Genomic DNA, 1,576 nt, shown 5'->3' on the forward strand with positions numbered 1-1,576 from the left:
AAGTTGTATATTAAAAATAGTTTATAGTTAAAATAAAATGAATAAATTATAAAAATAATTTATCCATTCATTATAAGTTATATAGTTAATTTATTCAGTAACCCAATTTACTAAATCTTTAACTGCGTTTTGTTGATCTTCTTTTGATTTAAATGCTTCAAGATCATTATTATCACTACATAATACAGTTTTATGGGAACCAAATCCTAAAAGTCCAATGGAACAGCATTTTGTTCAGCCATTGAACCATATGCTTCTTTTAGTTCTTCTTCTGTATTACCATAAGTAAAAACATAACCTAATTTTTTATTTTCATCTGGTTCTTTCATACCTTTTGCAGGATTAAATTTAGAAAAGAATCTGTCAATTAAAGTATAAACAGGGCCTGGTAATCTTGCAAAGTAAATTGGAGTAACAAGGAATGCACCATCACATTCTTCTAATTTATTTATTAAGTCATATGCATCATCGTGGATACCACATTCTCCACTTGCTTTACATGCATTATCTGCATGACAAAATTCAATATTTTTATCTTTAATATTGAAAATTTCGACATCATCATTTATATTTTCATCAATAAATTCTGAAATTTCTTTTGAATTTCCTTCTCTAGGACTTCCATTAATTATAATATAATTAGCCATTAAATCACATCCATTTTTATTTACAATTTTAAATTTGTTTGGTTATATTTATATAATTAATGGTTAGGGTAGTGTAGTAGTGTATACTTATAACCTTTAACAACATTATGGAAACTTTTTTAAATTATTTTATTAATAAATAAAATGTATGTATGAAAGTAGTGAAATTATTAAAAGATTAGATAATATTGAAAATGATTTGAAAGTATTAAAAGAAAATACTTATAATGAAAATCTTCAAAATGCAATTGAATGTATTAAAGATAATTATTATGATTCAATTATAAAAAATTATAAAAAAGAATTAAAAAATAAATGTATGAATTTTTATTCACCTAATTGTAAATTTAAAGAATGTAGAAATAATATGTTAAAAAATTTCACCAAATATTTAAAAGAATCTAAAGAATTTGGTTTGGATAAAGTCAATCATGAATTAAATGATTTTTATAGTCAATTAGATGATAAAGACTGTATAACGTGTTATACTAACTTTAAAAATTTCTTTTTAGATGAATTAAAGTTACTTGAATCAATAGAAATGCCTAATAAAGTTGAAGATCCTGAATCTGTGGAAAATTTATCTGTTAATGAAATAATTTCAGAAGTTTTAGAGCCAATATCAAATAAACAAAGATTATTAATTTTAAAATCATTATTTTCTGAAAATAAATCTTATACACAACTTTCAAAAATTACAAAATTAAGAGGTGGAAATCTTTTATTCCACTTAGAGAAATTACAAAATGCAGGATTAATTCTACAAAAACAAGATCGTGGAGAATATTATTTAAGTAAAAAAGGATATTCTATTTTATTATCACTTAATCAATTACAAAAAACTATTGATTAACATTTAATTATTTAATTTTAATTATCTATTAAGTTAGTTTATTTTAATTATCTAATTAAATTAGTTTATCTATTAC

The 1,576-nt window shown here is 21.8% G+C and carries 2 protein-coding genes; one reads left to right on the forward strand and one right to left on the reverse strand.

What is annotated here, in order from left to right; translation table 11 throughout:
- Positions 1-206 precede the first annotated feature (206 nt).
- Positions 207-647, reverse strand: a complete 441-nt coding sequence (locus tag BGI41_RS08055; RefSeq protein WP_088540184.1) for a flavodoxin family protein — start codon at positions 645-647, stop codon at positions 207-209.
- A gap of 148 nt (positions 648-795) precedes the next feature.
- On the opposite strand from BGI41_RS08055, the gene BGI41_RS08060 reads away from it, so the two are divergent.
- Positions 796-1,500: a winged helix-turn-helix domain-containing protein gene (locus BGI41_RS08060; protein WP_088540185.1), complete on the forward strand. Its 705-nt coding sequence runs from the start codon at positions 796-798 to the stop codon at positions 1,498-1,500.
- The last annotated feature ends 76 nt before the right edge of the window (positions 1,501-1,576 follow it).

The sequence above is a fragment of the Methanobrevibacter sp. 87.7 genome (assembly GCF_002208625.1).
Lineage (GTDB): Archaea > Methanobacteriota > Methanobacteria > Methanobacteriales > Methanobacteriaceae > Methanarmilla.